This is a genomic window from Lysinibacillus sp. NPDC047702 (assembly GCF_050272555.1).
Taxonomy (GTDB): Bacteria; Bacillota; Bacilli; order Bacillales_A; family Planococcaceae; genus Lysinibacillus.
In genome coordinates, this window is the sequence record NZ_JBNNMG010000045.1 from 1 (window position 1) to 25,981 (window position 25,981).

The following is a 25,981-nucleotide window of genomic DNA, read 5'->3' on the forward strand; positions in this document are numbered from 1 at the left end:
AACGTAGAAGACATTCGACCCTTGGCTATCGTTCACCGAACCAATTTGAACGCTTGACGTTACAGAAACACGCAAGTTAATCTCAAAACCGTTTCAAGCGATGGAAATCAATTGTTCGAGCTCTTTGAACAATTGATTTCCATTGCCCACCAAACGCAGTGCGGTAGCTTTAAAGCTCTCACTTTTTTATGTCCACTTTCTTGACAGAAGACCAGAACCGATCGAAAAATGCGAGTAGCCAACCAAAAAGCAGATATAGCCGATCAAAAGTGAAGGAACCTTATTTCTACAGGGCATTAAAAATCAATAAAAAACCCTCAAAGAAACCGATGAGGGCAAGAATCTTGTATTGTTGTTGGCAAAATGTAATTTCTAACCTCTATTGAGAGGAGACCTGGGGATCCTCTATTAAAAATTCCACACAGTTTCGACCACTTTCCTTTGCTTGATATAACGCTTTATCACATCTTGATAATAAGGTATGAAGTGAATCTCCCTTGACATAGCTAGTTACCCCAAAGCTACTAGTCTTTCGTTTAACAATAGAGAAAGAATAATTTTCTAATTGCTGTCGGAGTGTTTCAGAAAGCTGCACTGCCTGTTCAAGAGTTGTATTAGGGCAGATCACTAAAAATTCCTCGCCTCCCCATCTTCCAATAGTATCTTGTTCGCGAATACTGGCTTGAAGAAGTTCAGCAGCTTCTTTTAATACCATGTCTCCTATTTGATGACCGAATTCATCATTTACTGCTTTAAAATAATCGATATCTAGGAGAATGATGGATAAGAGTATGTCTTGCTGCTGCGCATGTTCAAATGCTTCTTCTAAATCATGATCTAACCTTACTCGATTTGGAATTTGGGTAAGCCGGTCTGTATTTGCTAAGTGTTCAAGCTCCAATTTTGCCTTTTCTAGTTCTTGAGTTCGTTCTTGCACCTTATGTTCAAGGGTTTCATTCAGTATCTGCTGCATTTCTTGATGCTCTTTTTTGATAATATTGATTTTATCGCCCAATGCTAATGATAAAAATATGGATTCAAACATGGCACCAATGGCGGGAATATCCTCAAAAATACGTGGATGGAAAGGAATCATATTTAAAAAGGCTAATGCCTGGACTATGACAGAGCCAAGCAAAACAGTCCAGCCTATCATATAAAATCTAGCCATTTTTTGACCTTTTAACAATACAAACAAACCGCATATCCATAGAAATACAAAGACCACTACAGCAAAAGTTGTTGTAAAATTATTAACAATTGAAACATCAGGAATGATAAACACAGCCATTAAAGAAAGGCAAGTTATCCCTAAGAGAAGCATTCCTATCATGTGGAATTTTGGTAAATATTTTTTTAATTCAAGAAATTCTAAACAAAATAGAAGCATAAACAAAAATAATAGATTACCGCTAATGACTAAGGATTTGATTAAAATCCATGAAGGTACTAATTGACCTACTAATTCAATATCTAAAGAATTCAATGTTGCTTGATAAAGAATAAAGCTAAACATATATAAAACATAGTATAAATAAGCTTTTTCCTTTAATGAAAAGTATAAAAAGAGATTATAGATTAAAAGAGCAGATAGAAAGCCATAAAAGATTCCTGTTAAATGTTTATAGTCAATCACGCTATTAATAAAGCTATCCGTTGTATACAGATAAGAGATTACGCTTAAGGGCATAACCCCATCTAACTTTAGATAAATTTCTTTTATTGAAGGATTATTGATATAAAATATATTGGAGCGATACTGAATGTTTTGTTCATCAATATTTGATATTCCCCTCTTTTGTACATGATAGGAACCGTCTTCTTTCACTAGGAATAGCTCAATATTATCTAGCTTATCAGTTATCTCAATCCAGTAATCTTCTTTATCCGTTATTAACTCTTGAATCGATAATTTTAACCAAATCGTATCCTTTGTATGCCAAAAAAATAAATAGTCCTGATGACTCGCAACAAAGGATTTGTCATATGTACCACTTACTAGATCCTCTATGGTAGCTTTATTGGTAGTATCTCGAAAAATATCATAATGCTGACCTAAAATAATAGGATCTGTTTGCTCCGCAGCATGACCTGTCGAAATAGGTAAAAATAGTAATGCGATTAAAAAATAAAATATCAAGCTATATTTCATCATTTTATTTTTCATCATTCAGCTTTTCTCCTGTCCTTCTGATACTGGAAAGTTTGCAAATAAATTTAATAAGATTACTAACAATCAAGTTTTTTATGTAAATATATCATATTCTATTCTATGTTAGTAACGACAATAAAAGAAATTAAACAGAAAGGTGAACAGACCATAAGAGCAAGATTTAGGACGAGTTGAATGTATCTTTCCTGATAATATGATGACTAATATATCATTAGGAGGCTACATAATGTCAAAAATTCAGGAATTCCATCAACTACATGCTGGCAAGGAGCTTTTATTAATAGGAAATGCTTGGGATTTATTATCTGCATTACTATTAGAAGAAGCAGGGTTCAAAGCGATTGGTACAACAAGCTGGGGGATTGCGAACTCATTGGGGTATGCAGATGGTGAGTTTATTGATTTTGATCGTCATTTGTCTATTATTAAAACCATGACAGACAATGTAAAAATACCTGTATCCGCAGATATTGAGGCAGGTTATGGTAGTGAACAGAAAACCATTTTAGATAATGTTTTAAGGACAGCAGACGTTGGTGTTGCTGGGATTAACATTGAGGATTCATTAAAAAAGCAAAAAGGATTACGAAACCTCAAGGAGCATTGTCATCTACTAGAAGCAATGAGAACGATGCTAGATAATCGAGGTTATAACAATTTCTTTATTAATGCTAGAACAGATACGTATTTTCAGATGCGGGAACCGTTCAATGAAACGATGGAAAGAGCTAAGTTCTATGTAGAGAGCGGAGCGAGTGGCATATTTATTCCTGGATTAGCTAATGAAGAGGAAATAAAGGAGATAACTTCTAATATAAATGCCCCTATTAATCTACTTTCTTTACCAGAACTAACAGATTATCATAAACTGAAAGCGTTAGGGGTTAAACGATTTAGCTTCGGCAATGCGTTATCAGATAAATTAATCGCCTATTTGAAAATGAATGCTTCCCAATTACTAGAGGAGCAAAATACAGCATGTTTATATGAAAAATAACATAAAGGGGGAAAATATAGTGGGCACGAAAATTAACCTTTCTTTTGATGAAAAGTGGGAAAAAATTATAGCTTGTGATCAAACGTATGACGGTCTTTTTTATACGGCTGTCAAAACCACTAAAATTTATTGTCGTCCCTCGTGTAAATCGAGAAAGCCCAAAAAAATAAATGTAGAATTTTACGATGAAATACCAAAGGTTGAGAATGCTGGTTATCGTGCATGTAAAAGATGCCAGCCTGAGATAGAGCATTCCCCCCATGCTCAGCTCATTAAAGATGTAACAGCCTACTTAATCAATGGGTATAAACAAAGACTAACCTTGCAGGATATTGCGAATCATATTAGGATTAGTCCATTTCATCTAGAGCGACTATTTAAACAAGAAACCGGGGAAACACCACGAAGTTATTTAGAAAAAATCCGAATAGATAAGGCTGCCTACCTTTTAAAAAACTCATGCTATTCTAATCTTGAAATTTGCTATGAAGCAGGCTTTCAAAGTTCCTCAAACTTCTATAAAGTATTTCGACATGTTAAGCATTGCTCTCCTAGTGAATATCGCGAAAAGGAGCTAAGAGGATGAATTGGATTAGTCAGAAGAACTCTATAGAGATTTATCCGCCAAAAGAATTCAATGCTCAAGAGTGTTTAATTTTTTTAAAAAGGTCTGATCAGGAAGTACTGCATCAGATAAAGGATGACTTTTTATATAAACTGCTGCAAATAAATGAGCAGCCAATTTTATGTCAAATAAAATTACAATCAAACTCCATCAAAGTCGTGTTTCCTATGCATGTCCCATCTGAAAGAAGTCATGAAGAAATTGCTCAGTATATTTGGGCATGGTTTGATTTAGAAAAAGATTTGAACAGTTTCTACAAAATGGCTAAAGAGGATATTATATTGAAGCCACTTGTACAAAACTATTATGGATTACGCATAATTGGCATGCGTGATTTATTTGAGGCACTCGTATGGGCAATTAGTGGGCAGCAAATTAATTTAACATTTGCTTACACATTAAAGAGAAGATTTGTAGAGCAATTTGGGGAAAACGTGACGTTTAAGGGAGAAACCTACTGGCTGTTTCCAACGCCTGAAAGGATTGCGACAATCCAGATGGACGATTTACGTCAATTACAATTTACTCTTAGAAAATCACAATACATTATTGATATCGCTAAGATGATGGCAAGTGGACAATTATCAAAAGAAAAATTACTTTTAAAAACAGACTATGATGAAATGAAAAAATATCTAGTAACGATTCGAGGAGTCGGTGCTTGGACAGCGGATTATGTGCTAATGAAGTGCTTACAGCAACCTGAGTCATTTCCAATTGCTGATGTTGGACTTCATAATGCTTTAAAAAAGCAATTAGTACTAAATCAAAAGCCAACGATTGAAGAAATAGCTAGCTACGCTATCCATTGGACAGGCTGGCAGGCATATGCCACTTTTTATTTATGGAGGTCTTTATATGATGAAACGCTATAAATTAGATTATCTTTCGCCTATTGGTATCCTTGAAATAGAGGGAACAGCTACACATATAGTTTCTATTATGTTCTCAGAGCAGGAGCAACTCATAAATGTTCCTCATAAAGATACGCCGCAAATCTTAATTGAGTGTCATCAGCAAATACATGAGTATTTTATTGGTGAGCGTCAAGAATTTAACATTTCCTATGATTTTGAGGGAACAGTCTTTCAAAAAGATGTATGGAATGCCTTAACAAATATTGAATATGGTGAAACAGCAAGCTATAAAGACATTGCCGTTTCAATTGGCAATGAAAAAGCGGTAAGAGCAGTAGGCAGTGCAAATGGAAAAAATAAATTAAGTATCGTTGTTCCTTGTCATCGCATAATTGGCTCAAATGGAACGTTAACAGGCTATGAAGGCGGGCTGTGGAGAAAGGAATGGCTACTTCAGCATGAAAACTCAAATCAAAGGTCTAAATAACTCCTAAATATTGGGATGTTTACTAAATGAAAAACGTTTTACCTCTCTTTATTTGTAGTCAGAACTTTGCCTTTATGCTGTTTGTATAAAACAGCGGTTATTGCAAAAAATAAGATCGTCAAAATAAGCGATTTGATTACAATCAGTATTTGTAGTTTCATCTCTGTTATGACAGTTTTTCTGGACTTTTTTGATTACAAATGAAGGAGGTGTAGAAGTGAGCGTAGTTTACAGAATTGCCTTAGTGTTAGTCATTATTGGTGCCATCAACTGGGGACTCATAGGATTCTTTAGGTTCGATTTAGTGGCTTATTTGTTCGGTGGGCAAACAGCAGTATTGTCAAGATGGATTTATGCATTAGTCGGGATAGCCGGAATCATAACCATACCGATTCTTGTGAAGCGTTTTGAGGAGGACGAAGATTTCGATCCGCATACTCGTATAGACAGAAATCCAAGTTATGGTATGGAGGCTGGAGAAGAGGCGGATTTCACTGAAGTAGAAACAACTGAAGTGAAGAAAGTAGAAAAAAGAGAGCCTTCTAATAAGTCTAAAAACAGAAAGTAATCGCAATTTAAAACTGGTGACCATTTGGTGAGGGCACTGAAAAAGTCGATTTTTAGTTTTTCAGTGCCCTTCCATTTGGTTCGTCAGTTTTTTTGTGCCTTGCTTTAGCTTTTATTACCCTTATTAGTAAGTTAATAACTATATTTTTTAGCCTTCGTATTAAAAAAATATGTTTTTCCTAAAAATACAATTGTGTTTTTAGAGTGTATTTATTATTATAGAAAAAGTAATTATTCAACTTAGAAAAACATCAAAGAAAGAGGCGTTATTTGAGTGGTAAACAAAGAATTAAAAAGAGGGTTAGAGGCACGTCATATCCAAATGATTGCGCTAGGTGGTACAATTGGCGTTGGTCTATTTATGGGTTCAGCCAGTGCTATTCAGTGGACAGGTCCCTCCGTGCTTCTTGCCTATGCCATAGCTGGTATCTTTATCTTTTTTATTATGCGGGCTATGGGAGAGATGCTGTATATGGAGCCAAGTACAGGCTCTTTTGCAACATTTGGCTATAAATATATTCATCCATTGGCTGGTTATTTAACAGCATGGAGTAACTGGTTTCAATGGATTATTGTAGGTATGTCAGAAATAATTGCGGTGGGTACATATATGCAATACTGGTATCCAGATTTACCAGGTTGGATTCCGGGGTTCATTGCAATGGTTATTTTAGGTGTCGCTAACTTTATTTCAGTAAAATCATTTGGTGAGTTTGAATTTTGGTTTGCGATGATAAAAATCGTTACAATTATTTTAATGATTATCGCGGGAATCGGTCTTATTTTCTTTGGTCTAGGTAATGATGGTATTGCTATTGGGCTATCTAATCTATGGGATCATGGGGGCTTCTTTACAGGTGGCTGGACAGGCTTCTTCTTCGCCTTATCATTAGTAGTTGCTGCCTATCAAGGGGTCGAGCTGATTGGTATTACAGCTGGAGAAGCAAAAAATCCTCAAAAAACAATTACAAATGCAATTCAAAGTATTATTTGGCGTATTTTAATCTTTTATATTGGTGCCATTTTTGTCATCGTAACGGTATATCCATGGAATGAATTAGGTACAATTGGCAGTCCCTTTGTCGCTACGTTTGCTAAGGTGGGGATCACAGCAGCAGCTGGTATTATTAATTTTGTTGTAATTACAGCAGCAATGTCGGGCTGTAATAGTGGGATTTATAGTGCTGGTCGAATGTTGTATACATTGGCTATGAATGGTCAAGCACCGAGATTTTTTGCCAAACTTTCTCATAATGGTGTGCCGTTATTCGGGACGGCAGGTGTTTTAGTAGGTCTAGTGATTGGCGTAGTCTTAAGCTATTTAGCGCCAGAAAATTTATTTGTCTATGTTTATAGTGCAAGTGTTTTACCAGGAATGGTACCTTGGTTTATTATTTTAATCAGTCAAATAGGATTCAGAAAAGCACATGGTGCGGAGCTATCTAAGCACCCATTCAAAATGCCATTTGCTCCGATTACAAACTATTTGACAATCGCCTTTTTAGTAATGGTACTAATCGGAATGTGGTTTAATGATGATACACGCGTTTCATTAATCGTGGGAATTATTTTCTTAGCTTTAGTGACGATAAGCTATTATGTATTTGGCATTGGTAAAAACCGTCATGAGCATCAGTAGTGTGAGAAGGAAGTGTCTATTTGGAGATGCTCCTTTCATTGCTAGAACATATTATAAATAGAGTAGGGACAATCTATCGCGGATTGTCCCTTTTACCTATTGTTCTTTTCGTATAATATAGCTTAAATGTCTGCCGGCTTGTTTGTCTTCGCGGTAGGAAAAACCATTTGGGCTAAGATATGTGCAGGTTGCATCAATGTCAATCTGCTTGGAAGGAATACCAACAAGCTCACATTGTTTTTTGACAGTTTGTTGATTATCAATATGATATTTTTTAGTTTGAGCATTATAATACATAAAATCCTCAGCGTAGCCTAGATTGTGGAATTTTTCATAGACATCCGTATCTACCTCAAATTTTTGTTGACTCAGTGCCATACCGATTTGTACATGAAAATCTTGTGGCTGACAGTGCTCTTGCTCGATTAGATGCTGGAAAAGCTTCACTGTCACTTCCTTCACTGTCCCTTGCCAGCCAGAATGCACAACGCCAATGAGCCCATTGACTTCATTATAAAAAATTACTGGTACACAATCGGCAGTAAAGCTACATAAAAGTAAATTTGGCTCACGTGTGTAAAGTGCATCAGTATTGGCAATGGCAGTATCCAATTGCTCAGCTCCTCGTCCTTTATCGGAGGCTGTAACGCAATAAAAATTAGCACTATGTGTTTGCTGTGTGCAGACAAAACTATTGAGGCTGCAATGCAACGAAGCTGCTAAATTTTTGCGATTTTCAAGCACATCCGCTATATTCACACAAGTATGCAAAGCCATATTATTATGTTCTAGCTCAATCTGATCTTTTAAGGTAATGCCAGCAATAAATGGGGCATTATCCACATAAATTTTAGTTTTCATATCATCACCTCGTCTTACTATATAGGATTGAGTTGTGAATGTATAGGCACTTCATACTTATACCCTTCTATTATATTTTTAGACATAAAGAATAGATTTCTTCACATATAGTATCGAAGAATCATAAATAGAAGGAGTGTGTATAATGGCTCAAGAAAAGCTTTTATTAATTTGTCAATTAGGCATGGGGCTATTTTGGATTATTACATATATACTCATTATCAAGCAGGGATTCCAAGATAAGAAGTATGGAATGCCAATGGCCGCCATTTGTGCCAATATTTCATGGGAATTTATCTTTGCCTTTATGTACCCACAAAACGATCTCCAAAGGATGATTACTTTTCTTTGGTTTATATTAGACATTATTATAATGATGCAATATTTAAGATATGGTCATAAAGAATATCAAAAATTAATTCCTAGTAAAATATTTTATGCATCATTTTTCATAACGCTTGGTGCTAGCTTTTTCATTATTTTAGCAATGATGCACGAATTTAATGATATAGCTGGAATATATGCGGCATTTTCACAAAATCTGATGATGTCAGGGCTGTTTATTGCCTTGTTATTACAAAGAGGAAATCTTAGCGGTCAATCGATGGGCATAGCAGTTTGTAAAATGCTTGGCACTGTATTTGCAGCAGTAGGCTTTTATATGTACTTTCGAACTCCCTTGATTACCATTATTTCACTTGCAACTCTATTTTATGATGGACTCTATATTGTTTTAATTTATAGACTTTATCGAAAAAAGGTTAAATAAAATACCTTTTTACTTAAATTATGGGCAAGTATAATTGGTTTTTGTTTTAAAAAATGTTGGTAATTTATACCGATTACAATCATATTGCAATAATGTTACAAAGCTAAACAGTGAGAACAGCGCTGTATAAGTCATTGTGTACCTGTTTTCAGCTTGTGTCATACAATTGTAAAATTCCTTCCAAATATTTAGTGATGATTAATACTTAGAAACTATTTACGATAAATATAGAGCCAATCAGGAAGGAATGAATAACATGTTTAAAAGAGTAAAAAAAGCAGCACTTGCGTCCGTATTATCTGCATCCTTATTAATTCCAGTCGGGGCGATGGCAGCCGATTCATATACAGTTGCAGCAGGTGATTCGCTTTGGAAAATTGCTGTAAAAACACAAACAGGTATACAAGAACTAATTGAAGCAAATCCACAACTTGCAAATCCAGATCAAATTAATCCGGGACAAAAAATTAATATTCCTACGAAAGAGCAGGCAAGCGTTGAACAGGAAGTTGTAACTTTAGTCAATGCAGAGCGAGCTAAAGAAGGTCTACCAGCCTTAAAAGAAGAATGGGAGCTTTCTCGAGTGGCAAATTATAAATCTCAAGATATGCATGATAAAAAGTACTTTGATCACACAAGTCCAACTTACGGTACACCATTTACAATGATGAAAAACTTTGGAATAACGTATAAATCGGCTGGCGAAAATATTGCAATGGGACAACGTTCAGCAGAGGAAGTTGTGAAAGCATGGATGGACAGTACTGGTCATAGAGCTAATATTTTAAATAAAAACTACACACATATCGGCGTAGGATATGTGAAGGATGGTAACTACTGGACACAAATGTTTATTCAAAAATAGTATTGTATTGCCTGAATCAAAGTCAGGTAAGCTTTATTTTCATTAAAACTCATATAGATTGAAGGACATCTCGTACTTGGCATATAAGAAAAAAGTATATTTTGAAGTATATTTATAAATTACAAAAAGGACATTCATCCACAATTTATGGAAAATAATAGTTGAAACCCAAAAAGAGCATCTAGTAGCTAAAACTGGCTATTAGGTGCTCTTTTCAATGTAATCATGTTTAATTTTAGATTTTAACATTTTTCATTATTGCTTTTTGAGGAGGATGGCCTGTGCTCGTGATTTCACCCACTTCTTTTCAAGCTCTAATAGGAAATAGTTGTTTTGAAGGTATACTACATGTTATTTATAGATTTTCATTTGCAAATAAAAACCCAAAAAAGTAACACACTATCCTCAATATATGAATAAGATGTTTCTGTAGTGACGATAGAGGTAGGTGTTTGTTCATGAAAAAGCAATGGATACCCATGCTTTGTATGCTCTGCACAATTGGACTAGTCGGCTGTCAAGAGAAATCGGTGCAAGAGAAAAAGCTGGAACAGGAAGTACAAGATTTAGAGCAGGAGCAACAGGCTGTTATGTATGAGCAAAAGCAACAATTGGAGACTGTTGTGGAAATTGTTGATCCTTCCACAAATACGGTTATACAGACAATTTCTCCAAATGAAATGGGTTATGAAAACAATGTGCCATCGTATACAAAGGAAATTGAACATTTGGCAAAAGCGTTGGCAAGAGGAAGTGGAGATACAGCTGGTTATGACCAGCGCATGATACTTGATAGGCTGGATGATAACGGAAAAATAATAAAGGGCATTCCTTTAATTGTTTTAAAAGAAAAAGAATTGGTGGATAGAATATTAGAGGCTTCAGCATCTGGTGGTAAAGTAGTGATGCCGCTTTATATAACAGAAAGCGGTTATTATCTGGAGGATATTCCTTATTTAGAGGAAACCGTTGTCGCATCTTATACCACTTATTTTAATAGTGCTGATGTCGGAAGAAATAAAAATATCCAATTATCTGCTAAAGCGATTCATAATGTTATTGTCGGAAGCGGGGATTATTTTTCATTTAACACCGTTGTTGGACCAAGAGATGAGGCGAATGGTTATCAGCCTGCACCAGAAATCATTAATAAGAAGGTGGTGATGGGCATTGGTGGTGGTATTTGTCAAACTTCGTCAACTTTGTTTAATGCAGTAGATCAGTTGCCAATTAAGTTTGTGGAACGTCATCACCATTCCTTAGATGTTGGCTATGTTCCAAAAGGAAGGGATGCTACGGTATCCTATGGAGGCTTAGATTTTAGGTTTCACAACACAAGTGACGTACCGTTTTTAATCAAATCTATTTACGGGGAAAATTTTTTAACTGTGGAGATAAGGACAGCAAAAAAATATGTAGAATTATTGAAATAAACATAATTAATGCTAAAGATACCTCTGCTCAAGGGGTGTCTTTTTAAATGTGTCATGCTATAGTTAAATTGAGGTATTTCAGTATAATGATGGTTCATCCTTATAGGCTAATGCAGTGTATATGGTTGGGAATATTTTGATTCTGAAAAAAATATTTTGACTCTTTTAATTACCTTATAAAGAGCTCTTAAACAGATAATGCACCTCATATGATGGATGAACCTTAATCTGTAAATGGGGAAGGGGAAAAGACAATGCATGCAAAGCTACAGGCAGCAATAGACTCAATCGATTTTTACCAGGTAACCTATCCAGAAGATGCTTGTTTAATTGTTGCAGATACAGAGAGAGTCCTTGCCTACAAGCCAGGAAAACAAGTGGATTTAAAGGTTGGTGTCGGTGATCCTGTAGGTAAATATCGTGGAACAACAACTGAAAAGGCACTTAGCTCAGGTAGATTTATCCGAGAAGAGCGAAGTGCTGAGGATTTTGGCATGGCCTATATTGCATCTGCACAGCCTATTTTTGAAGGTGGACAAGTAATCGGTGTTATCAGTGCGATACTTTCAAATGAAAAAATGGACCATATGCGTTTACTAGCAACAGAGCTATCGAGCTCAGTGGAAGAAATGACTGCGACGAATGAAGAATTAGCAAAGGCAAGTGTAGATGTTTCCAATCGATTAGAGGAACTATCTAAGTTCTCAGAGTCCATGACTGGTGATATTCAACAAATTAATGCCATTGTAGATTTAGTTAAAGATTTAGCTATGAAATCAAAAATTCTTGGATTAAATGCTTCCATCGAGGCAGCTCGTTCTGGTGAGCATGGACGTGGCTTTGCAGTAGTTGCCACTGAGATTCAAAAAATGTCTCAAAGCAGTACTGAAAGTGCGAATAGCATTACAAACCAATTAGAGAGTATTAAACAAGCCATAGATCAAGTAAACGAATCAGCAAATCAAATTGCAGCATTTACTCAACAGTTTTCAGCGAGTATGTATGAATTAACAGATGCCTATAAAGGTGTTAATAGCACAGCAGAAAAATTAATGCACATTAGTGAAGTGAAAAATTAAAAAGAGGGGTATAGCCTTTCTATTTTATGGCTATATCCCTCTTTGATTAAATAATTTCTAAAATTTCCTTTGGAACAGTTATTTTATATTCAGGCTCTTCCTGTTGAATTACCTCAATAGAATCATATCCCCAAGAAACCCAAATAATTGGTACCCCGACTTTTTTACATGCTACAATATCTCTTTGTTCATCCCCTATATATAAAACGTCTGATGCAGTACTGCTGGAGTCCTTTAAAAATTTCTTCAGCACTTTATCCTTCCCAAAAATACGATTTGAGCAAAGTACATTTGATACACAATGAATATCATTCATTTTTAGAAATTCTAAAATATTCTCCTGGGAATTGGACGAAATAATAAGGATTTTATAGCCTCTTTTATCAATTTCCATCAGCACATCCTTGATTCCCTCATAAAGATGAACCTCATTTAATGACTGTCGGTATAGACGATAAAATTGAGGTAAAATCATGGGTAATTTATACATTGGAAAATCAAATAATTTACTGCGCTCCGCTATAGATAATTTTTTCAATGATTCAATTTCCTTTAACTCTATTCCTTTAAATTTATATTTTTGTGCAAGTGTATTCCAAGCTGATGCAAATACAGCCGTAGAATCAGCCAATGTGCCATCAAAATCAAAGATGATATATTTCATTGAAAATGTTCTCCTTTATGTTCTAGTTGTATAGACGCTTAGTCCTTGAAAATGTTACGTACCTAAGAAATCCGATTTAAAGTATAATAACAAGATTCTATAGCATATGAAGCAGGTGGTGGTAAATGACCCTAGGAAAGTAATTTTTTCAATTTTGTACAAATGCAAAATAGACATCGCTGTGGTAAATATTGTATCGGAAAATGCTCCTATTGAATAATGAAAAGCTTTATTTTGGAGAAAGCAGAAAAATACCTTACTTAACAGACAAAAAACCAAATAACTTCAAACAAAAGTCTTTGGTTTCTCCATATATAAATCTTATTTACTGTGTTTTCTTCATAATTAATGAAAGTATTACATTAACTAAAAGAGCTACGATCTGTTTTAATTCTTTATCCACTTGCTAAAACTCCTTCGATAGCTAAAAAGATTATAGTGAAGTTAACATAATAAAATTACAGAATTTTCAGTTAAATAAATTGTGCAAAATTCTGTACCCTCTGGTGAATCTATTCGGATGTTAAATTTAAATCCTGATGTTGATTATCAGCGATTATTTTTCTTTAGTTAGTACATCTCCATAATACTAACTCGCCTGTTTTTTACTATAGCAAAAAAGTTTTTTCTAATGTAAGCACTTTTATTATGTTTCACTATACGATTTCGCAACTTAGACAAACTTTTTAGACATAGTATTCATTTTTAAATAAAAAAGTACCTTTCATCCTATGTGTGTGGTGGAAAGGTACATATTAATTATGATGCATTTTCTGTTTTTTCTTTTTTTCTTATTAAATAATAGGCATTTACAGATGCAGTAATAGGAATGATTAATGCAATCCCAATACCTGCACAAAAGATCATCATTAATTCAGTGCTAAATACTTTAGAATTAATGATCTCACCAATTGAATAGGACAGATCCTTAAACCATATAAGCAAGCTTAAATATCCACCGAAAAAAGCAAAAAATAGAGTATTAGTATCTGTACCTAAAATATCCCTTCCTATGCTCATTCCTAATGTAAATAGTTTCTTTTTACTAATAAATGGATTGTGATGAAGAATCTCATGCATAGAAGTGGAAATTGAAATCGCAACATCCAAAATGGCTCCAATTGTACTCATAATGATAACCGAAGCACTGATTTGCACAAAATTGACACCAATATAAAGGGAGAATATACTAATTTCCTCTGTTGATTCCTCTCCAAATCCTTGAAGCATAGATTTATCCGTTATCCATACAATGAAAAGTAACAAAATAATGATTGTTATCATCGTAGAAATAAAAGCAGTGACTGTTTTACTACTTATTTGATTAATATAAAAAAGGCTAATCCAACTTATAACAATACAGGCGATCAACGTTAATAAAATTGGACTATTTTTTGGATTAGTCATTAAAAAGATAGTAATAAAGAGAACCCCAAAGTTTATAAATAAAGATAGGAAAGATCGTGCTCCTTTTTTTCCGCCAATAATGATCATCAAGATGAATAAAATAGCAGTTAACCACACTAATACATTCATTATTTTGCCCTCTTTCGATTAATGAAAAAAATAGAAGTGTATAGACTAATGGGAATTGTTAAGACAACACCAATTCCACCTGAAAGGGCCCTAGTTAATTCTAATGAAAGGTTCAAGGAAAGTGTTTGTCCTAATGGATAAGAGTTTTTCAAATATAAAATTAACATAGGAATTGAACCACTAATATAAACAAAAAACAAAATACTTGTAATTGTTCCCATAATGTCTTTTCCGATATCCATCCCAGAGGTTTTCAGTGCTTGATTAGAAATATTTTGATTTTGATTAAATAAGGCAAAAATTGAAGAAGACATTGTAATAGAGACATCCATTACAGCTCCTAGTGCCCCAATAAATAACCCAGCCATAAAAATCACTCGATAAGGTCGTGTTAGAAATTGCATTTCTTCATATCGAAGCCCATTTTCGGATGTAATCCATAGAACTAAAGCGCTAATCAATACAGAAATAAAGGTTCCTAAAAGTGTTGCAACAATTGCTGCATAAGTTTTTTCATTAAAGCCGTTAATGAGAATTAAAGAAATAACTGTAAATAAAAGAACACAGACCCCGCTGATGAGTAACAAGCTTATATTTGAATGCTTTACGTATAAATCTAAGGAATATGATAAAACAAGAGCATTCACCATTAAACTTATAATTGAAAACAACCCTTGCTTCCTGCCAACTATTAGCAATGCAAAAATAAACACCCACGTTATCATTAAAACGAATTGATCACGCTTCACGTCTAAGATTGTACCTGTTAAATCTCCATTCTTGTCCTTGCTCTCTTTAATGGTAACAAACAAGTTATTTCCGGTATGATATTCTTGATCGAATGCCCCAGAGGTAGAATAGTTATTTTTTAATTTGATAATCTGACCTTTTTCTTGTCCATTTTTTAAGACAGCAGTAATATGCTGTGTATATACATAATCCTTATTATTATACATATCTGTTACAGGCGTTGAATCTACCACATGTATTTTAATCACTTCTGCAATAGGGCGTTGATAAAAGGCTTCGTTATTATTAACAAAAAATACAGAGGCGATGAAGCAAAATGCTAATAGAACATAAAATACAATTTGTTTATACTTTCTTATTTTCACTAGGTTATGCAATAGTAAAACCTCCGTTGAATGAAGAGAATATAGAGTAAAATCCACTGACTTCTGAAAGGGACGCTATAAATAATGACTCACGATATCACTGTGATTTTTTATTGTCAAGTGAACCGCAAATTGATTTCATTTTTACTGTTTATGGTTAATTGAGAGGTTGTGTCGTGCTGTATGTCTTTTCCTAGCATTAGCAACATATATCTAATCATATCGAATCGTGTAGTTTCCATATCGGAAGGAGGTTACAATGTGATTCCGAAATATCCTTATATTGGATATAAAAAAAGTGCAAGCAAGTTCCCATTACATTCCCGCCACAGCATCAAGATGTTCAGCCAGGGCTAGAATATGTTATGCGGCCAGTTCCTATTTCTGACAACCCGGCATATAAAGGAAGCGGAATATTAAATGGGAAAATCGCTATAATTACTGGGGGAGATAGTGGAATTGGTCGTGCGGTTGCGATTGGATTTGCAAAGGAAGGAGCCCAGATGGCTATTACCTATATGCCACATGAACGACCTGATGCAGAAGCAACGAAGCAAATGGTGAGGCATATGGGCAATCCATTCTATTAATTGAAGGGGATTTACGTCATCCTGAGTTTTCTAAGGAAGCAGTAAGAAAAACGATTGAGTGTTACGATAAGCTAGACATACTTATTTTAAATCAAGGCGTACAATTCCCGCAGCAAAGCTTTTTAGATATCTCAAATGAACAATTGTATGATACCTATGAAACCAATATTTTCCCTCATTTTTATATGACAAAGGCAGGATTACCTTATATGAAGCAGGGTGGGGCAATTATTTCCACCGCTTCCGTGACTGCTTACGCTGGAGCCCCGTTACTTGTCGATTATTCTTCTACAAAAGGAGCGATTGTTTCATTCACTAGATCATTATCCTTGCAATTAGCGAGTAAGGGAATACGAGTGAATGCAGTTGCCCCTGGACCAATCTGGACCCCACTAATTGTCTCAAGCTATTCCGCAGAATATGTCAAAACATTTGGCTTAGAAACCCCAATGAAACGAGCTGGGCAACCATTTGAACTTGCACCTACCTATATTTATTTAGCTTCTGATGATTCTTCTTTTGTTACGGATCAGGTACTGCATGTCAATGGTGGCATTATGACGGAAACGTAAGTAATTTTAAAGTTGTAGTCGATTAATTTGTAAAACAAAAGCAATTCAAATTATGGGTGGTATTTCCAATTATTTTATCTTCATTCATTTTCTATGCGAAAGCGAGGCGACAGCAACAATTACGCCAAGGCGAAATGGATCTTCAATCAGAACAATTTTTGGGGTCAAATCGGCTGTGAGAAAATCGAGGAGTTGAATGTAGCAGCACCGTTTAATGAAGACTTACTTGATAAAAGAAAAATTTTTATAAACAATTGTATGGATAATATTATAGAATAGTGTTATCGTAAAGAATAAGCTAAATAAAATCCTTCAGGGTAGGGTGAAATTCCCAATCGGCGGTGATGAAGTAATTCAAAGTCCGTGAGCGAAAGCTGATTTGGTGCAAATCCAAAACCGACAGTGATAGTCTGGATGGGAGAAGGGTAAAAGTGCAAACTTTTTAAATTCGTATGAATTTATAAGGTTTATTTGATTATGCTTTTATGTTAACTTCCCGTCGTTGAGATTGGGAGGTTTTTTTTAGCGAATAAATTAAATAGCGAGATGTTCTTCGGGGTAGGGTGAAATTCCCAATCGGCGGTGATGAAGCAATTCAAAGTCCGTGAGCGAAAGCTGATTTGGTGCAAATCCAAAACCGACAGTGATAGTCTGGATGGGAGAAGAACGATGAGATGACAGCCTATGGAAAAAATAGAGTATCCAAAATGGTTTATTTGTTGACGTCTTATTTATATGAACTCCCAAACCCCTTTCAAAACGATGAAGGGGTTTTTATTTGTTAGTGGGATAGAATGCTGAAAGTGATGAATAGAAATAGAAAAATGATGGATTGACCCCAAAAACTGATGCATAGAATCACAAAACCGATGGATAGAGCTTTTAACGCGTAGAAAGAAAGCAGGTGGAAAAATGTTTACAGGGATTGTTGAGGATATTGGTACAGTAAAAACCTTGCAAAGCAATCAGCAAAGTATGGAAATAACGGTTCTTTCAGCAAAAATGGTGGAGGATGTTAAGCTCGGAGACAGTATAGCGGTCAATGGTGTTTGTTTAACTGTGACAAACTTTACTGATCGAGAGCTGACAATGGATGTCATGCCAGAAACGGTGAAGGCAACTAATTTACAGCAGCTTGCTGTAGGAGATCCAGTTAACTTAGAGCGCGCCATGCCTGCGAATGGACGATTCGGTGGTCATTTTGTATCTGGGCATGTTGATGGAGTAGGAAAAATAGTACGTAAGCGACCATTAGCAAACGCAGTTTATATTGATATTGAGCTATCCGAGGAATTAATAAACTACTGTATACCAAAAGGCTCTATTACGATTGATGGTACGAGCTTAACACTTTTTCAAATTGAGAAAAAAAGTGTCACAGTATCACTAATACCACACACGTATAAGGAAACAATTTTAGGTATGAAGAAAATAGGTGCTCCCGTTAATATTGAAACGGATTTAGTTGGAAAATACATTTTACACCAGCTAAAGCGTAATCAGGAAGTGCCGGCTATTACGAGAGATTTTTTAGCACAAAACGGATTTTAAACGATGAATGGTAAGGAGGTGCCAATATTGCTACACACAATTGAAGAAGCAATAGAGGATTTAAAACAGGGCAAGATGATTATTGTAGTAGACGATGAGGATCGAGAAAATGAAGGAGATTTACTGGCTTTAGCAGAGCATATGACGCCTGAAACGATAAACTTTATGGCGACATATGGAAGAGGTCTTATCTGCACACCGATTACACAGCAGCTCGCACAAAAATTAACCTTACAACCTATGGTAAGTAACAATACAGACAATCATCAAACAGCATTTACAGTTAGCATTGATCATATGGATACAACAACAGGAATTAGCGCCTTCGAACGAGCAATGACAATAAAAAAAATGATTGAACCACAAGCAAAGGCTGATGATTTTCGTAGACCTGGTCATGTATTTCCGCTAATCGCAAAGAAGAATGGTGTGTTAGAGCGTAGAGGTCACACCGAAGCAACCACTGATTTAGCAAAGCTTTGTCACAGTATTCCCGCAGGCATTATTTGTGAAATTATGGGGAACGATGGCAAAATGCTACGCTTCGATGAATTGATCAGCTATGCAACGCATCATCAGCTAAAAATAATTTCAATTGAAGAATTGGTGTTATATCGTCAGCAAAATCACAAAATTACAATTTAAAAGAGGAGAATTTAGATATGGGTAAAACATTTGAAGCACAATTAATTGGTACAGACTTAAAAATTGCTATCGTAGTAGGTCGATTCAATGAATTTATAACAAGTAAATTATTAGATGGAGCACTCGATGGTTTAAAGCGTCACGGTGTGGCTGAGGACTCTATTGATGTAGCATGGGTTCCTGGTGCATTTGAGGTTCCATTTATTGCAAAACAACTGGCAGAAACAAAGAAATATGATGCCATTATTGGTTTAGGGACAGTGATTCGTGGCTCTACAACACATTATGACTATGTATGCAATGAATCAGCAAAAGGAATTGCCAATGTATCATTAACAACAAATGTGCCAGTTATTTTTGGCATTGTGACAACTGAAAATATTGAGCAAGCCATTGAACGTGCTGGTACAAAATCAGGTAATAAAGGCTATGATTCCGCAATGTCTGCTATTGAAATGGCGAATTTAAAGAGAATGATTGGCTAAAACATAGTTTGATTTTATTTAATTGAAATTATTCATTTAAAGTATCTTATCCTCCTAAAACCTGAATATTTTAAACAAGCATGGGGAAAATATTGTGTAAGTGTATTGATGCATGTACGAATCTGGAGCTGAATCAGTAGGAGATGAGGAATATTCAATGGAACAAATCGTAAATTTGCAAACTTTGAAGGCATTATTTCAACGCTCTGCTGATGTGATTTTTCAAAGGTATACAATGCAGCAACATACAGTACATGTTATTTATTGTGATGCAATGATTAATGAACAATTACTACAAACCGTTATTGTTCAAGAGCTCCAATCGATGCTTGAAAAGACTTCAGGTGAATTATTAGAGGAAGATATTATAAAGCATCTACACATTCCTCATTTGAACAAAATCTCAGAAAAAGAGGATGTCATTACAAAACTCTATAAAGGACATGTACTGCTGTATTTTGAAGAGGAACAATTATTATTTACAAGTTATATTCCTAAAAAGCCAAACCGAGAGCCTAGAGAAACATCCCTTGAATTAGTCATAAAGGGTCCAAGAGACGATTTTATTGAGGATATCGATATTAATATTGCTTTATTACGAAAACGATTACCTACAAATTCATTAAGTGTTGAAACATATGAAATCGGCAAGCGTTCTAAAACATCTGTAGCAATCCTTTATATGGATGATATTGTTAATAAAGAAATGCTAGAGGATATCAAAGTACATCTTCAAAAAGTAGATACGGATATTGTGTTTAGTGGCGATATTTTAATGGAGAGAATTGAGCAAAGCGCAAAAATTCTTCCTAGACATGATTACACAGGTCGTCCTGATTTTGCTGTACAGGCCTTAATCAATGGTAGAATTGTAATAATGGTGGATGGTGTCACCTATGCCATTATTACACCAGCAAACGTGCTTCTAGTCTTTAAATCAGGCGAGGATTATTATTATCCGATTTTTGTAAGTTCTATGGAAAGACTGCTCCGTATTGTGGGCATATTAATTAGCGTGCTTTTACCAGGCTTCTGGCTAGCGCTTACGACCTATCATCAAGAGCAATTACCTTTGATTCTTTTAGCAACAGTTGTGCAATCAAGGACAGGGCTTCCGTTTCCAACAGTTCTAGAAATATTACTAATGGTATTTATGTTTGAAATGTTCCGTGAGGCCAATATACGGCTCCCAAGTATCATTAGTGGATCAATGAGTGTCGTTGGAGGTTTAATTATTGGTGATGCAGCTATTAAAGCTGGTATAACTAGTCCTTCGATGATAGTTGTCATTGCTATTTCTAGCATTGCAGCCTATACGCTTGTCAATCAATCCTTTGTCACGGCAATGAGTATATTCCGCGTTATCATTATATTAGCGGCAGCATTTTTCGGCTTGTATGGCTTCTTTATAGCGATTTTTTTCATTCTGCTATATACAGCAAATTTGCGAGTGCTTGGCATTCCATACTTAAACTTAGGAGCAGATTTAGATTGGCAGGATATGAAAAAATCCTTAGTGAGATTATCTCCTAAAGGCTACGGTAAACGCCCAGCATTTTTAAATTTGCAGGATAAAACTAGAACTTCTCGTAAAAACAAAAAAATGGACTAGGTACTGGTATACCTAGCCCATACATAGTGTTGAAAAACTAAATGGTCAAGGGACTCTTTGTGAACACTCCTAAGTCAAATGAAGGTGATTTCCGTTCCAGGCTACTCGCTTTGCCGCTGACGCTTCGCTTTCGCACAGAGCAAGGCTTCCTGTGGGCGAGCGACGAGCCGCTTCCTGCGCTGGAGGAACGAAGACTAAATGCGTCACGTCCTGTGACAACGCCTTCGTGACCAACATCGTGTTGGCCTCAGGGTCTCGTCTGTCTCGCTATGCGAGTGAAGCGGCTCATCGGACGCCCCCAGGAAAGCACTCAGTCGGAACGGAGATCAACCCCTCGTTTTGAAAAAGGGCTATACTTTTTAATTTGTCACCTTGATGTCATTGACATAATAGTATTTCAACACTAAGAATGGACTAGGTACTGGTATACCTAGTCCATAATTATTTTCTTGACCTTCTATTTACTTGAAGCTTTATGATGTTGGAAAATAAGTTAGTACGATAAGGGAGAGAAATTAACATGCTAGGTTATAAAGAGTTAATCGTCAAAGTTGAAGATGTGAACGGTAGCTACTACCAAATTGGTTTACAGCAAAGCAAGGGGCTATTATCTTTACTACAGATGCAAAAAGATATTTTACTGCACTTAACTAGATCTACTAATACTCAAATAGCGAAACAACTTTTACAGAAACATTGTCCACAGCTCATCCATGAGATGGAAGGCTTGAGTGCTGGTGCAGCTTTATCGGTAGACACTGTGCTTAGATTGTACAGTGGCTATTCTATTTCTTTTCCGAAGATGGGCTGCACAGCATTAGTGAAGGATGGGATGTATGTCCGTAATTATGATTTCAGTCCAGCTTTGTACGATGCTAGGCTTGTCTTTTCTAATCCAGAGAATGGTTATGCAAGTATCGGGTTTAGTCAGCAAATCATTGGTAGACTGGATGGGATGAATGAATACGGGTTAGTTGTTGGTCTGCATTTTGTTAATCATGAGCACTCTGAAGAAGGCTTTATTGCTTCTACAATTGTTCGTATACTATTAGAGCAATGTAAAACAATCGAAGAGGCATGTATGTTAATAAAGGAAATTCCCCATGGTTACTGCTATAATTATTCTATGACAGATTGTAGCGGGAGAGCTATAGTAGTAGAAGCCACCCCACAGAAGCAAGTGATAAAGCGGGGAAACCCATTAATTTGTACAAATCATTTTGAATCCATACATTTAATAGAAAAAAATAAGAAAATGATAGAAGGTTCTATTCACAGAAAGCGGTTTTTAACGAAATTACTGGAGGAAGAGCTTTCCATTACAGCCGTCTATCAGCATTTTAATGCTGAAAATTCACCATTATTTTATGATAATTATCACGAATACTTCGGCACATTACATACGATTATTTATCAACCGAAAACATTAAAGATCCTTGTCGGAATCGGAGGGAATGCACAGCCAATAGCATTTTCATTTAAAGAATACTTGGCAGGAGCTCTAACGCTTCCAAAAGAGATAAAAGGCATCATCTATACAAATTAAAGCTGTGTGGTAAAATCATACATGTTTTCGAAAAGGAGGTAGCTTGCAAGCTACTCTCTTTTTTTACTTTGCTTGGCACTTAAAATAAAAATTGCTTTTATGATTTTGATAAAGTAGGATAAACAAGAAATATACTCTAAAGGAAGAACACTAAACAACTAAAAAAGAAGAAGTTTATTATAGTATAATGATTACGGTCATTTACAAATTTGTTTCTGTTGACATAGCCGCTATAAAAACCTTGCTCCAGCTACATCATGTCATGTCATTATTCATTTCTAGAGATGAGGAAGTACCACTTAGTATGAAAAATCGAAAATTAAAACTAATCCTAATCCTATCAACTATTTTATTACTATTGTTTACTAGTTTAAATATCTTTACATCGTATATTAAAATGAAAAAAACGGTAGAAGAATCCATTGCGAACCAAAGTCTGGAAGCTGCTATTTCGATTGCATCCTCAATCGATGTGGAGGCGTACCAACGATTTTTAAATAATCCAGAAAAGACTGATTACTATTGGGAATTACGAAGCTATTTAAATGATGCGAGAATTAAACTTGGTGCATTATTTGTTTATACCTTACAGGTAGATAATCCAAAGGTTTCACATGCTATGATTATGGGAATGCCTAGTGAATTAACAGAAGGCTTTGATATTGGAGAGGTCTGTACAGTTCCTGAGCAGCAAGTACAAAGGGCTTATATGGGAGAAACATATGTGACAGAGGTAATCCCAGATTCTGTACATGGTTCTTATCTTTCAGTTGGAGCACCAATTAGAGATAAAACAGGTACGATTATTGCATACCTTGGCATTGATATTAGTGCGGATACACTGAATGGCATAAAGGGAAAAGTAATCGAGGATAATCTGTTTATCTTTATTTTTAATGGCGTATTTATTTTAATTGTGATTGCTTCATTTTTATTTTTACAAAGATGGTATCAAAAAGAGGTTGCTAAAGAGGTTGGGGCAACGGAGGATACCTATCTAGCTGAAATTAAAACCTTAATTACTTCTGTATCCTCCCTAAGACATGATTTTACTAATCATATACAAGTATTGCATGGACTACTTCAACTAGATAAGCCTGAACAGGCAAAGCAATATTTATCTTCACTGTCGAAAGAGGTGCTGGCGATTAGGTCATTGAAGTTAAATATTAATCATCCTGGCTTATCGATTTTATTGCAGACGAAAAAATTAACAGCCCAAAATCATAATATCGATATGGATTTCACCATTTCACAGAATGATTTTAATAAAATAAAGACAACAGATTTAATCAAAATTTTATCAAACTTAATTGATAATGCCATTGACGCTGCAACAGAATTACCAGAAGGGCAACGGAAAATAACTATTTGTTGTAATGCAGATGATCTGTATTATGAATTTAAAGTTACCAATACGGGGCCAAATATTTTAGATGCTTCCCAAATATATAAGCAAGGATTTTCCACTAAAAAACCAGAAAGTGGGAAAATTAGAGGGCAGGGCTTATTTATTGTCAATGAAATTGTCCATAAATATAACGGGCAAATTTCGATTGATTCATCCAAACATTTAGAGACAACCGCCATTGTAAATATTCCAATAAAATAAACAGCTAAGCTTCCTATAAATACAGTGTAGGAAGCTTTTTTGGCTATATAGTGATCGTTTCTGACAGCTGATTCATATATTACTATGAAGCTAAATGGTATTATTAGGAGGAAAGAAAATTGAATATATCAGATCTTGATTTATGGAGAAAAGGTGGATTCATTTTATATGCACGACATGGAGAAGCAACAGTCGGTATAGATCAGCTGAATTTAAGTTTTCAAGATTGTATGAGTCAGAGAAATCTATCTGAGGAGGGGCGTAGGGAGGCAATATATTTTGGACAACTACTGAGACATTGGCAAATTCCAGTTGCTTCACCGATTATTGCAAGTCCTTTTTGTCGTACAATTGAGACGGCACAACTTGCATTTCCAAACACATGTATACAAATTGATCCCTTTTGGTTTGATATCTATTCGTTAGGTGGAAAAATCCCTCTAAATGAACAGACGAGAATACTGTCAAACTTACAGGCTGTATTAGAAAAGAAGCCTCCATATCGAATGAATCAAGCAATCATTGCCCATAGCTTTCCAGAAGGTATAGGGTTAGGGCATATTTCAAATATGGGGGTGGTCGTTGTGAAGCCGCTTGGTGCTGGAAATGGCTATGAAATTGTCAAAAAGCTGACTTTGGAGAAATTGGCTCGACTCAATTACCAGTAACTTTATATTGAAATGAGGGGAATTATGGAAATCAAAACAGTATCGCAATGCACATTAGAACAAGTTCTACATGCCTGGAATAAAGGCTTTGAAGGGTATTTTGTCGAGATTGATATGAATGAAGAGATGTTTTTAACTCGACTTGTGGGAGAAGGATTATCGCCAAAGCTGTCGATTGTTGCATTTGCAAATGATGAACCTGTTGGCATTGTAATGAATGGCTTTAGACAAATTGATGGCAAGAAAACTTCTTGGAATGGAGGAACAGGCGTCTCTCCGAATTATCGTGGAAAGGGTGTCTCTCGAGCTTTAATGGAAGAAACTATTGCCATTTATGAAAGAGAGGGCATTGAAATAGCAACTCTTGAAGCTATTAAAGAGAATGTGGCAGCCATTGCTTTATATAAGAAATTTGGCTATGTCATTACAGATCACCTACTCTATTTAAGTGGAGATTTTGAAGCGAAAATTAACAAACAAAGGGTATTGCAGGTGAAAACGATAAGACCAGAGCAGCTTGCACATTTACCTGTTTATCGGGAAGAGGTTCCATGGCAATGTAGCTGGCAGAGCAATAAACAAGGGGAAGCAAAAGTTTTTTATAATGACCACGAAGAAGCTATCGGTTATCTACTATATAGAACAGTATGTAATCAAGAGGGAGCTATTGACAGAATCATTTTGTACCAGTTAGAGCTGTTGGAAAATGGCAAGGTGGAGGATATTCCGTACTTCCTATCAACCATAACGAATCAAAAGGTAAAGATCACTACAGTGAATTTTTTGGCAAATAACCCAGCAACGGATTATTTGATTAAAAATGGACTTGAGGTGACAACAGAGCAGGTACAGATGAAGAAATACTGGGGCTAAAAAACTGCTCAGGCAGAGAAGCAATTTGCTCGGCTAGCGAGAAGAAGCGCTCAGGCAGAGAAGCAATTTGCTCGGCTAGCGAGAAGAAGCGCTCAGGCAGAGAAGCAATTTGCTCGGCTAGCGAGAAGAAGCGCTCAGGCAGAGAAGCAATTTGCTCGGC

24 protein-coding genes, 1 pseudogene and 2 riboswitches are annotated in these 25,981 nt (G+C 35.6%); of the genes and pseudogenes, 19 read left to right on the forward strand and 6 right to left on the reverse strand.

Annotated features, from left to right (window positions below; genetic code table 11):
- Positions 1-379: 379 nt before the first annotated feature.
- A complete protein-coding gene (locus tag ACQKIM_RS18825) occupies positions 380-2,170 on the reverse strand; it encodes a sensor domain-containing diguanylate cyclase (protein ID WP_427546770.1) in 1,791 nt (596 codons plus the stop codon).
- 229 nt (positions 2,171-2,399) lie between these two features.
- On the opposite strand from ACQKIM_RS18825, the gene ACQKIM_RS18830 reads away from it, so the two are divergent.
- The 6 genes from ACQKIM_RS18830 to ACQKIM_RS18855 all read left to right on the forward strand — a co-directional run bounded on the left by ACQKIM_RS18830 (position 2,400) and on the right by ACQKIM_RS18855 (position 7,345).
- Positions 2,400-3,170 carry an isocitrate lyase/PEP mutase family protein gene (locus ACQKIM_RS18830; RefSeq protein WP_427546773.1) on the forward strand — a complete coding sequence of 257 codons (771 nt, stop codon included), beginning with the start codon at positions 2,400-2,402 and terminating at the stop codon, positions 3,168-3,170.
- 19 nt (positions 3,171-3,189) lie between these two features.
- On the forward strand, positions 3,190-3,756 hold the full coding sequence (locus ACQKIM_RS18835; RefSeq protein WP_427546776.1) for a bifunctional transcriptional activator/DNA repair enzyme AdaA: 567 nt from the start codon (positions 3,190-3,192) through the stop codon (positions 3,754-3,756).
- Complete coding sequence (locus ACQKIM_RS18840) at positions 3,753-4,670, forward strand: DNA-3-methyladenine glycosylase family protein (protein WP_427546779.1); 918 nt, start codon at positions 3,753-3,755, stop codon at positions 4,668-4,670. Before ACQKIM_RS18835 ends, ACQKIM_RS18840 begins: the two co-directional genes overlap by 4 nt.
- Positions 4,654-5,139, forward strand: a complete 486-nt coding sequence (locus tag ACQKIM_RS18845) for a methylated-DNA--[protein]-cysteine S-methyltransferase (RefSeq protein WP_427546782.1) — start codon at positions 4,654-4,656, stop codon at positions 5,137-5,139. The genes ACQKIM_RS18840 and ACQKIM_RS18845 overlap by 17 nt, the downstream gene beginning before the upstream one ends.
- A gap of 217 nt (positions 5,140-5,356) precedes the next feature.
- Positions 5,357-5,707 carry a DUF378 domain-containing protein gene (locus ACQKIM_RS18850; protein WP_427546784.1) on the forward strand — a complete coding sequence of 117 codons (351 nt, stop codon included), beginning with the start codon at positions 5,357-5,359 and terminating at the stop codon, positions 5,705-5,707.
- Positions 5,708-5,980: 273 nt separating this feature from the next.
- Positions 5,981-7,345: an amino acid permease gene (locus tag ACQKIM_RS18855; RefSeq protein WP_427546787.1), complete on the forward strand. Its 1,365-nt coding sequence runs from the start codon at positions 5,981-5,983 to the stop codon at positions 7,343-7,345.
- Between the two features lie 96 nt (positions 7,346-7,441).
- On the opposite strand, the gene pgeF is transcribed toward ACQKIM_RS18855, so the two are convergent.
- Positions 7,442-8,206, reverse strand: a complete 765-nt coding sequence (gene pgeF, locus ACQKIM_RS18860) for a peptidoglycan editing factor PgeF (protein ID WP_427546789.1) — start codon at positions 8,204-8,206, stop codon at positions 7,442-7,444.
- Positions 8,207-8,351: 145 nt separating this feature from the next.
- Here pgeF and ACQKIM_RS18865 point away from each other — a divergent pair, with 145 nt between their 5' ends.
- From ACQKIM_RS18865 to ACQKIM_RS18880, 4 genes are all read left to right on the forward strand, one after another.
- Complete coding sequence (locus ACQKIM_RS18865; protein ID WP_427546792.1) at positions 8,352-8,975, forward strand: hypothetical protein; 624 nt, start codon at positions 8,352-8,354, stop codon at positions 8,973-8,975.
- 256 nt (positions 8,976-9,231) lie between these two features.
- The gene (gene safA, locus ACQKIM_RS18870) at positions 9,232-9,840 is read left to right on the forward strand and encodes a SafA/ExsA family spore coat assembly protein (protein ID WP_427546794.1); all 609 of its coding nucleotides are present in this window, start codon (positions 9,232-9,234) and stop codon (positions 9,838-9,840) included.
- Between the two features lie 458 nt (positions 9,841-10,298).
- Entirely contained in the window at positions 10,299-11,273 is a 975-nt protein-coding gene (locus ACQKIM_RS18875; RefSeq protein ID WP_427546797.1) for a VanW family protein, read from the forward strand.
- A 254-nt stretch (positions 11,274-11,527) separates the two neighbouring features.
- Positions 11,528-12,352 (forward strand): methyl-accepting chemotaxis protein, encoded by an 825-nt coding sequence (locus tag ACQKIM_RS18880; protein WP_427546800.1) that lies wholly within the window; start codon positions 11,528-11,530, stop codon positions 12,350-12,352.
- A gap of 46 nt (positions 12,353-12,398) precedes the next feature.
- Here ACQKIM_RS18880 and ACQKIM_RS18885 read toward each other — a convergent pair whose 3' ends face one another.
- The 3 genes from ACQKIM_RS18885 to ACQKIM_RS18895 form a co-directional block, all read right to left on the reverse strand.
- Positions 12,399-13,016, reverse strand: coding sequence for an HAD hydrolase-like protein (locus ACQKIM_RS18885; RefSeq protein ID WP_427546803.1), 618 nt, complete (start codon positions 13,014-13,016; stop codon positions 12,399-12,401).
- Between the two features lie 759 nt (positions 13,017-13,775).
- Entirely contained in the window at positions 13,776-14,552 is a 777-nt protein-coding gene (locus tag ACQKIM_RS18890; RefSeq protein ID WP_427546806.1) for a YibE/F family protein, read from the reverse strand.
- The gene (locus ACQKIM_RS18895; RefSeq protein WP_427546808.1) at positions 14,552-15,679 is read right to left on the reverse strand and encodes a YibE/F family protein; all 1,128 of its coding nucleotides are present in this window, start codon (positions 15,677-15,679) and stop codon (positions 14,552-14,554) included. Before ACQKIM_RS18895 ends, ACQKIM_RS18890 begins: the two co-directional genes overlap by 1 nt.
- A 249-nt stretch (positions 15,680-15,928) precedes the next feature.
- Between ACQKIM_RS18895 and ACQKIM_RS18900 the strand changes: the two are divergent.
- The 9 genes and pseudogenes from ACQKIM_RS18900 to ACQKIM_RS18940 all read left to right on the forward strand — a co-directional run bounded on the left by ACQKIM_RS18900 (position 15,929) and on the right by ACQKIM_RS18940 (position 25,821).
- Positions 15,929-16,829: pseudogene (locus tag ACQKIM_RS18900) on the forward strand (SDR family oxidoreductase).
- Positions 16,830-17,133: 304 nt separating this feature from the next.
- Positions 17,134-17,259: riboswitch (FMN riboswitch) on the forward strand.
- A 115-nt stretch (positions 17,260-17,374) separates the two neighbouring features.
- Positions 17,375-17,500: riboswitch (FMN riboswitch) on the forward strand.
- Positions 17,501-17,741: 241 nt separating this feature from the next.
- Positions 17,742-18,380, forward strand: a complete 639-nt coding sequence (gene ribE / locus ACQKIM_RS18905) for a riboflavin synthase (protein ID WP_427546811.1) — start codon at positions 17,742-17,744, stop codon at positions 18,378-18,380.
- A 27-nt stretch (positions 18,381-18,407) separates the two neighbouring features.
- Positions 18,408-19,025 carry a 3,4-dihydroxy-2-butanone-4-phosphate synthase gene (gene ribB, locus ACQKIM_RS18910; protein ID WP_427546814.1) on the forward strand — a complete coding sequence of 206 codons (618 nt, stop codon included), beginning with the start codon at positions 18,408-18,410 and terminating at the stop codon, positions 19,023-19,025.
- 17 nt (positions 19,026-19,042) lie between these two features.
- Entirely contained in the window at positions 19,043-19,510 is a 468-nt protein-coding gene (gene ribH, locus ACQKIM_RS18915) for a 6,7-dimethyl-8-ribityllumazine synthase (protein ID WP_427546817.1), read from the forward strand.
- Between the two features lie 157 nt (positions 19,511-19,667).
- A complete protein-coding gene (locus ACQKIM_RS18920; protein ID WP_427546819.1) occupies positions 19,668-21,122 on the forward strand; it encodes a spore germination protein in 1,455 nt (484 codons plus the stop codon).
- Positions 21,123-21,642: 520 nt separating this feature from the next.
- Positions 21,643-22,668, forward strand: coding sequence for a C45 family autoproteolytic acyltransferase/hydolase (locus ACQKIM_RS18925; protein WP_427546822.1), 1,026 nt, complete (start codon positions 21,643-21,645; stop codon positions 22,666-22,668).
- A gap of 304 nt (positions 22,669-22,972) precedes the next feature.
- Positions 22,973-24,280, forward strand: coding sequence for a Spo0B domain-containing protein (locus tag ACQKIM_RS18930; RefSeq protein ID WP_427546825.1), 1,308 nt, complete (start codon positions 22,973-22,975; stop codon positions 24,278-24,280).
- Between the two features lie 119 nt (positions 24,281-24,399).
- A complete protein-coding gene (locus ACQKIM_RS18935; protein WP_427546828.1) occupies positions 24,400-24,948 on the forward strand; it encodes a histidine phosphatase family protein in 549 nt (182 codons plus the stop codon).
- 24 nt (positions 24,949-24,972) lie between these two features.
- Positions 24,973-25,821: an N-acetyltransferase family protein gene (locus ACQKIM_RS18940; protein ID WP_427546831.1), complete on the forward strand. Its 849-nt coding sequence runs from the start codon at positions 24,973-24,975 to the stop codon at positions 25,819-25,821.
- Here ACQKIM_RS18940 and ACQKIM_RS18945 read toward each other — a convergent pair.
- The coding region (locus tag ACQKIM_RS18945; protein WP_427546834.1) for a hypothetical protein at positions 25,763-25,981 on the reverse strand (219 nt) is incomplete at its 5' end. The two genes, ACQKIM_RS18940 and ACQKIM_RS18945, sit on opposite strands and share 59 nt — an antisense overlap.

What these genes read in the sequence shown, in the direction of transcription:
- ACQKIM_RS18825 (WP_427546770.1), bottom strand. Translation starts at nt 2,170, where the DNA reads ATGATGAAAAATAAAATGATGAAATATAGCTTGATATTTTATTTTTTA.
- ACQKIM_RS18830 (WP_427546773.1), top strand. Translation starts at nt 2,400, where the DNA reads ATGTCAAAAATTCAGGAATTCCATCAACTACATGCTGGCAAGGAGCTT.
- ACQKIM_RS18840 (WP_427546779.1), top strand. Translation starts at nt 3,753, where the DNA reads ATGAATTGGATTAGTCAGAAGAACTCTATAGAGATTTATCCGCCAAAA.
- ACQKIM_RS18845 (WP_427546782.1), top strand. Translation starts at nt 4,654, where the DNA reads ATGATGAAACGCTATAAATTAGATTATCTTTCGCCTATTGGTATCCTT.
- pgeF (WP_427546789.1), bottom strand. Translation starts at nt 8,206, where the DNA reads ATGAAAACTAAAATTTATGTGGATAATGCCCCATTTATTGCTGGCATT.
- ACQKIM_RS18865 (WP_427546792.1), top strand. Translation starts at nt 8,352, where the DNA reads ATGGCTCAAGAAAAGCTTTTATTAATTTGTCAATTAGGCATGGGGCTA.
- safA (WP_427546794.1), top strand. Translation starts at nt 9,232, where the DNA reads ATGTTTAAAAGAGTAAAAAAAGCAGCACTTGCGTCCGTATTATCTGCA.
- ACQKIM_RS18875 (WP_427546797.1), top strand. Translation starts at nt 10,299, where the DNA reads ATGAAAAAGCAATGGATACCCATGCTTTGTATGCTCTGCACAATTGGA.
- ACQKIM_RS18880 (WP_427546800.1), top strand. Translation starts at nt 11,528, where the DNA reads ATGCATGCAAAGCTACAGGCAGCAATAGACTCAATCGATTTTTACCAG.
- ACQKIM_RS18885 (WP_427546803.1), bottom strand. Translation starts at nt 13,016, where the DNA reads ATGAAATATATCATCTTTGATTTTGATGGCACATTGGCTGATTCTACG.
- ACQKIM_RS18890 (WP_427546806.1), bottom strand. Translation starts at nt 14,552, where the DNA reads ATGAATGTATTAGTGTGGTTAACTGCTATTTTATTCATCTTGATGATC.
- ribE (WP_427546811.1), top strand. Translation starts at nt 17,742, where the DNA reads ATGTTTACAGGGATTGTTGAGGATATTGGTACAGTAAAAACCTTGCAA.
- ribH (WP_427546817.1), top strand. Translation starts at nt 19,043, where the DNA reads ATGGGTAAAACATTTGAAGCACAATTAATTGGTACAGACTTAAAAATT.
- ACQKIM_RS18920 (WP_427546819.1), top strand. Translation starts at nt 19,668, where the DNA reads ATGGAACAAATCGTAAATTTGCAAACTTTGAAGGCATTATTTCAACGC.
- ACQKIM_RS18925 (WP_427546822.1), top strand. Translation starts at nt 21,643, where the DNA reads ATGCTAGGTTATAAAGAGTTAATCGTCAAAGTTGAAGATGTGAACGGT.
- ACQKIM_RS18930 (WP_427546825.1), top strand. Translation starts at nt 22,973, where the DNA reads ATGAAAAATCGAAAATTAAAACTAATCCTAATCCTATCAACTATTTTA.
- ACQKIM_RS18940 (WP_427546831.1), top strand. Translation starts at nt 24,973, where the DNA reads ATGGAAATCAAAACAGTATCGCAATGCACATTAGAACAAGTTCTACAT.